Below are 7,531 nucleotides of genomic sequence, written 5' to 3'. Positions count from 1 at the left end.
TCCAGAAGAGATATAATAAAGGAACTGGAAAAGGTGGAGGGTGCACATGGCTAAATTACATGAGAAATATTACAAACATCGTGATTTAATTAAAGAACTTCTGAGTGATTATGAAATCAATAACGCCGAGGATTTGAGCAACGCATTGAAGGACGTTTTCGCCGGAACCATACAGGATATGCTGGAGGCTGAATTAGACGAACACCTTGGGTATGATAAGAATGACCAGGGTGAAAAGGATACTACCGACAGGCGTAATGGCAAACAGTCAAAGAAAATCATATCTCATTTCGGCGAGAATGAGATTGCTGTACCACGCGATCGTGACGGAAGTTTTGAGCCAAAAATCGTTGTCAAAGGGCAAAAAGATGTTACCGGTATTGAAGGCAAAGTGATGTCAATGTACGGCAAGGGCCTGTCAACTAGAGACATGCAGGATATCATTCAAGATATTTACGGTGTTGATTTGAGCCCCGAAACCATATCGAGAATTATTGACCATATTCAACCGCGCATTGATGAATGGCAAAATCGGGAGCTAAAAAAGCTGTATACATTTGTCTATGTGGATGCACTGTATGTGAACGTTAAAGAGGACGGGAAGGCGCGGAAGAAGGCTGTATACGCCATTGTTGGTATTGATGCCGATGGATACAAGGATGTACTGGGATATTGGATTAAAGACGAAGAGGGCGCGCATTTCTGGATGAATATTTTTGAAGAGATTAGACAGCGCGGCGTGCAGGATATCCTGTTTTTAAGTCTGGACGGGCTTACGGGACTTGAAGAAGGCATTAAATCAATTTTTCCAGATACCATTGTCCAGCGGTGCATAGTCCACCTTATGCGCAACAGTTTGAAATATATACCAAGCAAGCATTACAAAGAGTTTACGCATGATGCAGGGCTTTTCTACAAGGCCGTCAGTCTGTCTGAGGCCAAACAGTATTTCCAAAGCTTTAAGGAGAAATGGGAAAAAGATTACCCCGCCGCTGTAAAAGTGTGGGAGAGTAATTTTTCACATGTTGAACAGATGTTTGACTATCCAGCAGAAATCCGACGAATGATGTATACTACGAATACCATTGAGGGACTTAACTCCGCACTGCGTAAGGTCACCAACGGTAAAGCTGCCTTCCCGAATGACGCGTCCGTTATGAAGGCTCTTTTCCTGCGGACAAATGATGTCTTGAAAAAATGGACAAAACCTATAGCTAATTGGGCAAAGGTTCTTAACCAATTATCTGTCATTTTTGGAAATAGAATCACCGATTTCGTAAATTAAATTTTGGAGTTTACACAGAATACTTGACACAACCGTATATCTATATAAAAAGTTCAACTTTGATACATCAATGCATTATGGTTAACCGTTTATTTCCCATTTTTTTCTCCAAACCAAATTATTGCTGTTTATTTTTTTATAACTTTTGCTTAACCGTCCCCAACACCCAACATCCAACTTAGTTGCCATCAGTGCTTGTTGATTTGCTTAACCGTCCCCGTTGCCCGTTGCCGGCCATCGCTAACTTTTCGTAATGCTTATAAAGGGAATGAAACTTTCCATTATAGTTCTTGTTCCAGGGTTTTTTCTTACCGCAGAAATGGATTATTGAGGTGTTATAAATTATATAGTCCATATTTACGACACCTTTGCTTGCTATTTTATAATATATATAATATCTTGCATCATAATTGAATAGTACTTCATCTATCTTTTTAATTTGCTTTGAGTAAAGGGCATTAATGATATCCTGGTCTGGAAGTATGAGCCTGTTTTTGTTGCTGGATACAAAACCATATATTTCCTTCTCATCTATTTTCTGCCTTTGTAGATCGAGATTCATCAGGAGCACGCCTGAGTTAAAGTATTCTTCGATATTATAAGGAAAGAGCCTGAGCTTGTTGACTTCCTTGGTCGACATTCTGTTGTGGAATGCTGCGGCGTAGAGATAGCCGGAAATATCTGTATCATATAGTTTCCTTATAGGGTTTATGACAAGTATATCCGGATCGAGATATAATATCCTATGTAAATTTGACGGCAAAAATTTAAAAGCAAGCAGCCTGTAATATATTTCTTTTGTATAATAAGATGTTACAGGTGCTTTATTGAAGTCTTCGTTGTGCATTTTGATTACAAATAAATGGTGTCCGTTTTGTGATATGAACTTATCTATACACAAAAGTTCTCTTCCTTTTAAGCTCGAGTGCATAAGGTAAATATTGAATGTTTCACCTGCATTGTTTAGGAATAATGATTTGAGCATTACCATAAGCGGTTTTATGTAGTTAGAATTCAATGTAACAAGAATATTCATGTTTAATCTCCCCGGCATATATAGATGATGGATAATCCATATATTTATTTTTTGTTTTCTTTTGTGGCAGATGACATTATTTTTTGAATGCAGTTAGCATGTTTAGCATTTGCCAACTATTATTATAAAATATATTAATATTGTTATCAATTTTTTAATGATATAAATTAAATAACTAAAGCATAGTGGATTTATGTTATGGGAAGTATCATTTTCACAGAAATTGAAGCAGGGGCTATATAAATGATGGCTTAAATAATCGATATGTAGTATTATAATATTGATTTGAAATTTACCTTTAATATATGTGTAATAAAGGGTAAATTACGTATTATCATGAGCAGAAAAAAGAAGAAAATAAGATATAGCTTTGATAATCTTTGCTGATAGATGTTGAAAAATCGAGATGGATATCTATGATGAATAGCTGTTGCAAAAATGCAAATAAAAGCTATTGCACAGAATACCGCATTAAAAGATACCTATGCCTGAGCTGCTGCAAAAAACCACAGGATTTTTGAATGGAAGGGATTATAGTTATGTAAATTGAGTTGAGAAACAGAAACTGAGGTGTGATACTTCTTTTGATTAAAAAATAAGGCGAACCGAAAATGCAAGGTTCATTCCAGCGCTGATGGGATGGAGATCCATTGAATACAGGAAAGTCAAGAAAAAACTTCAAAAAACGATTGGTTATCTACTAAAACAAGATACGACATTTTAAAGTTTAAATTATTACAGATTTCGAGGCGGATGAAGCTGTGGATGCATATTACATAGGGATAGATATTGGAACAACAAGTACAAAGTCGATTGTATTTGATAGAGATGGGAACATATTATCCAAATCGTCGATGGAATACAGACTCTATTCTCCAACTCCCTTTTTTAAAGAACAGAAACCAGATGATATTTTTGATGCTGTTATATATACTTTGAAGGACAGCATAATAAAGTCAGGCGTTAAGATAGAAGATATAGCATTTGTGTCATTTAGCTCGGCCATGCATAGTTTGATTGCTGTAGATAAAGACGGGAAACCTCTTACAAATTGTATCATATGGGCTGACAGCAGGAGTGCAGGGTATGTCGAGAAATTTAAAAAGAATGGTTTGGGACAACAAATATATAAAACGACAGGTACGCCTTGCCATCCTATGTCGCCTCTATATAAAATAATGTGGCTTAAGGACAATGAACCTGAGGTTTTTAAGAAAACATACAAGTTCATATCGATAAAAGGATATGTATTTTATAAATTATTTGGCAAATATATAGTCGACTATTCCATTGCATCATCAAGCGGCATGTTCAATATATTCGATTTGAACTGGGATAAAGAGGCACTTGAAATAGCCGGGATTTCAGAGGATATGCTCTCTGAGCCAGTTCCAACGACATATATTGTTAAAAATTTGAATTATGAATATTCAAATGCAACAGGTCTTACACGGGATACCGCATTTGTTATAGGTGCAAGTGATGGCTGTCTTGCAAACCTTGGATCAAAAGCGATAGAAACAGGTTCAGCTGCGGTAACGATTGGGACAAGCGGTGCCGTAAGGGTAGCCTTTGATAAGCCTGTTACAGACAGCAGGGGAAGAATATTTTGCTATGTTTTAACAGAAGAAAAGTATATAGTAGGGGGACCTATGAACAATGGAGGCATAGTTTATAGATGGTTTAGGGATAACTTTGCCGGGATGGAGGCCAAAATTGCGGAGGATATCGGGATCGACAGCTATGGAATCATAAATAAATATATAGAAAATGTCAGACCCGGCAGTGAAGGACTCATATTCCTGCCATTTTTGACGGGTGAGAGAGCGCCTTACTGGAATCCAAACTTAAGGGGCTGCTTCCTCGGTATTTCTGATATTCATAAAAAGAAGCATTTCGCAAGGGCAATAATAGAGGGAATATGTTATGAAATGAATGATATATATAAAGCCGTTTCGGAGCTTGTTGGAAGTATTGACAGGATATATGTAAACGGTGGTTTTACAAGATCAGCGGAGTGGATACAGATATTAAGCGATGTTTTGGGGAGAAAGCTAGTCCTTCCGGAAAACTATGAGAGCCCCTGCATTGGAGCCTTGATGCTTGGAATGTATGCAACAGGTATGGTCAAAAAACTTGAGGATTTATCATTTATTATAAAAGAAAATTCAGTTATTGAGCCCAGGGAGGATGCGAGAGCGATTTACAGCGAATATTTCAAGGTTTATAAAGAAGCGGTTAACAGGATAACTCCTGTTTTTGAAATGTTGACCGGTTTTCAAAGGGAATAGAAATATTTGGTGCAGTTTAAATAATTATTACTTGCGGAGGTGTAAACATTGAAATTAGGGATTATAGGACTTGGCAAGATGGGATTGAATCTGGCAATAAATGCAGCCGGAAAGGGACATGAGATTATCGCTTACGATATTTGTGAGGATAGAATGCTTGAGGCAAAGAAAGAAAAAATTGAAATTGCAAACAGCATCCAGAATCTGGTCAAAAGGCTTGGAAACGAAAACAGGGTCGTCTGGCTTATGGTGCCGGCAGGCAAAGCTGTTGACGATACAATAGATGGCTTAATTTCTATTTTTAAAAGTGGAGATACCATAATCGACGGTGGCAATTCTTTCTACAAGGATTCGATGCGAAGATATAAAAAGCTTAAGGCCTTAAACATTGATTTTCTTGACGCAGGGGTAAGCGGCGGAATAGAAGGAGCACGGCAGGGCGTTTGCACAATGGTTGGCGGCGATAGAGATGTCTTTGAGAGAGTTGAAAAACTGTTTAAAGATATCTCTGTGGAAGGCGGATATCTCTATGCAGGAAAGAGTGGAAGCGGCCATTTTACAAAGATGGTGCACAACGGGATAGAATATGGGATGATGCAGGCAATTGGTGAGGGATTTGAGATACTGGACAAAAGCGAATTTGATATTGATAATGAAAAGATTGCGAGATTATGGGACAATGGTTCGGTAATCAGAGGCTGGCTGATGGAATTAATGGCAGATGCCTTCAGCAAGGATGAAAAGCTTGATAAAATCGAAGGAGTCGCATACTCGTCAGGAGAGGGACTCTGGACGGCACAGACAGCCCTTGAACTCAAAGTGCCGGCGCCGGTTATAACGGATTCGGTCATTATGAGGTATAGATCGGAGCAGGAAGAAAGTTTTTCGGCAAAGGTTATTGCCGCATTAAGAAATGAATTTGGCGGCCATAAGGTAAAGACCAAAGATTAGGGACGGTTAACAATTGTTTGAAACTTAGGGGACGGTTAATAAATCCTCACTTATTTAAGACAAATAGGACATGCCTAAGAGTGCATGTCCTATTTGTCTTAAAATGATAATCAATTATTAACCGTCCCCTACTACCCCTACCCCTACTTTACCCATTCTGTGAAATTGTTAACTGTCCCTACCCTTAGTCCGACAACACTCTGTAGAATTGTTAACCGTCCCTCCCCCTTGGCACTTGTGCTTGCGAAAAAGTTGTTAACCGTCCCCGGCTGCATTATAATATAATAAAATGCATTACATAAACGGGAGGGTTAAATCATGAAGGAATCTATGCTGAATCAATTTCGTTTGACTGTGCTTGAAAAGGGACTTGGAGTATATGGAATCAATGTGTACAGAAAGGGTGAGGAAATATCGTACCACTGGCGATCTGATGACAAAGTATGTTTATATTCCGCATCCAAAACTTTTACTTCATTAGGCGTCGGAATCTGCCAGGATGAAGGGCGGTTGAAGCTTTCGGACACGGTATTGGGATTTTTCCCTGAATACAAGGGCATTGCATCGGAGCATTCGGAGGATATTACCATCAGGGATTTGCTGCACATGGCATCCGGTAAAAATGTGTTTTATTTTTCATGTGATGAAGAAAAAATGAAAACGCATGATTGGGCTGAGCTGTTTTTTGAGGATCCCATGAAGTGCAAAGCGGGAGAGGTGTTTTTTTATTCAAATGCCTGTACATATATGCTTTCCCGCATAGTTGAAAAAGTAACGGAAGTTACTCTTCGGGATTATCTTGTTCCACGTCTCTTTACACCTATCGGGATTTTTAATCCCCAATGGCATACATGCCCTGGAAGGCACACATTAGGAGCGACACAGCTTTATCTTACTATTGAAGAATTTGCGCTGCTTGGCCGTGTTTTATTAAATGGAGGCACTTATAATGGAAGGCGGATAGTAAGCCATGAATACATCAAGAAGGCGACAACAGACCTTATAGCTAACGCTAATTGCGGTTTCAACGATAGCGAGAGCGCTGCAGGTTATGGTTATCAACTCTGGAAATGCTCTTATGAAGATGCTTATCGCGCTGACGGGATGTATGGCCAATTTTGCATCGTTTTTCCTGATAAAGATGCCGTGATCACAGTTACTTCCCATGAAGAACATAATGCAAACGATATTTTACGTGCTGTTTATAAGGATATTGTTCCATATCTTGAATAATGTATTATCAATAATTGTTTTTTAAGGCGGGTTTAAAGGATGATTTTCTTTGGGCATTTGGGACTGACAACAGGTATTATCAAAGTATACGAAAAAGCAGCACATAAGGATGAAGGTTTGATCGATTACAGGGTGGTTCTGACCGGCTCATTATTACCTGACATAATAGACAAACCTATAGGGGCATTTTTATTTCGAAATACTTTCCATAACAGCCGTATATTCTCTCATACACTGTTATTTGCAGGATTGCTGACATTAGCAGGAATATACTTTCTGCGCAAGTATAAAAAAAATAATATGCTGCTTCTCGGAATATGCAGCTTCATACATTTGCTTCTGGATTCCATGTGGGAATATCCGGCTATACTTTTCTGGCCTTACTTTGGATGGAAGTTTCCTGTAAGGCCGGAGGGCAATTGGATGCAAGAATCCCTTTTGAGATTCGTTACGGATCCCGGATATTATATCCCCGAGTTTATAGGATTTATTATTATAGCTTATTATTTCATAAAATTAGCGAAAAATAAGCAGCTCAAAACGTTTGTAAGGCATGGTACATGCCACATCAATTAAAAAGAGTATTGAAGAAGGGCTTTAGCGGTTGGCATGTCATTGCTATAATTAATATTTTATGTTTAGTACTTATTTTTTGAAATAATATACCGAAACTTTTAATGTGTCAATAGTTTTTGATTATTTCACCCTGAAGAGGCTAAATATTTTATGAAAATA

The 7,531-nt window shown here is 38.2% G+C and carries 6 protein-coding genes; 5 read left to right on the top strand and 1 reads right to left on the bottom strand.

Features of this window, described 5'->3' with window-relative positions:
* The first annotated feature begins 46 nt into the window (after window positions 1–46).
* The gene (locus QME45_14165; protein ID MDI6619775.1) at window positions 47–1,285 is read left to right on the top strand and encodes an IS256 family transposase; all 1,239 of its coding nucleotides are present in this window, start codon (window positions 47–49) and stop codon (window positions 1,283–1,285) included.
* 178 nt (window positions 1,286–1,463) lie between these two features.
* Here QME45_14165 and QME45_14160 read toward each other — a convergent pair whose 3' ends face one another.
* Entirely contained in the window at window positions 1,464–2,321 is an 858-nt protein-coding gene (locus QME45_14160) for a glycosyltransferase family 8 protein (protein ID MDI6619774.1), read from the bottom strand.
* A gap of 761 nt (window positions 2,322–3,082) precedes the next feature.
* Here QME45_14160 and QME45_14155 point away from each other — a divergent pair.
* The 4 genes from QME45_14155 (at window position 3,083) to QME45_14140 (ending at window position 7,372) form a co-directional block, all read left to right on the top strand.
* A complete protein-coding gene (locus tag QME45_14155; GenBank protein ID MDI6619773.1) occupies window positions 3,083–4,612 on the top strand; it encodes a gluconokinase in 1,530 nt (509 codons plus the stop codon).
* Window positions 4,613–4,660: 48 nt separating this feature from the next.
* On the top strand, window positions 4,661–5,563 hold the full coding sequence (gene gnd / locus QME45_14150; protein MDI6619772.1) for a decarboxylating 6-phosphogluconate dehydrogenase: 903 nt from the start codon (window positions 4,661–4,663) through the stop codon (window positions 5,561–5,563).
* 318 nt (window positions 5,564–5,881) lie between these two features.
* Window positions 5,882–6,796, top strand: coding sequence for a serine hydrolase (locus tag QME45_14145; GenBank protein ID MDI6619771.1), 915 nt, complete (start codon window positions 5,882–5,884; stop codon window positions 6,794–6,796).
* A 39-nt stretch (window positions 6,797–6,835) separates the two neighbouring features.
* Window positions 6,836–7,372, top strand: coding sequence for a metal-dependent hydrolase (locus QME45_14140; protein MDI6619770.1), 537 nt, complete (start codon window positions 6,836–6,838; stop codon window positions 7,370–7,372).
* Window positions 7,373–7,531 lie beyond the last annotated feature (159 nt).

It is taken from the genome of Clostridiales bacterium, assembly GCA_030016385.1.
Classification (GTDB): Bacteria; Bacillota; Clostridia; order Clostridiales; family Oxobacteraceae; genus JASEJN01.
This window is presented reverse-complemented; position numbering and strand designations above follow the sequence as displayed.